The sequence below is a fragment of the Sphingomonas sp. CCH9-E2 genome, from assembly GCF_001557215.1.
In the GTDB taxonomy this organism is placed as follows: domain Bacteria; phylum Pseudomonadota; class Alphaproteobacteria; order Sphingomonadales; family Sphingomonadaceae; genus Sphingomonas.
On record NZ_LSJM01000431.1, the window covers coordinates 1 to 231 of the forward strand.

The 231-nt window shown below is 65.8% G+C and carries 1 protein-coding gene; it reads right to left on the bottom strand.

Annotated elements, in window-relative coordinates:
- Positions 1-65 precede the first annotated feature (65 nt).
- The coding region (locus AX681_RS21640; RefSeq protein WP_197424329.1) for a 5-deoxy-glucuronate isomerase at positions 66-231 on the bottom strand (166 nt) is incomplete at its 5' end.

Sequence of the window (231 nt, forward strand, 5' to 3'; positions counted from 1 at the left end):
TCGGGAGCGGTGCGGCAGAGAGGACAGCCCCTCCCCCGGCCCCTCCCGCAAGCGGGAGGGGAGGGTTACGCCAGCTGGCAGATGTCCAGCACGTTCATGTCGGTATAGTCCTGATTCTCGCCCGCCATCGCCCAGATGAAGGCATAGGACCGGGTGCCAGCGCCCATATGGATCGACCAGGGCGGGCTGATCACCGCTTCCTCATTCTGCATCACGATGTGGCGGGTCGCC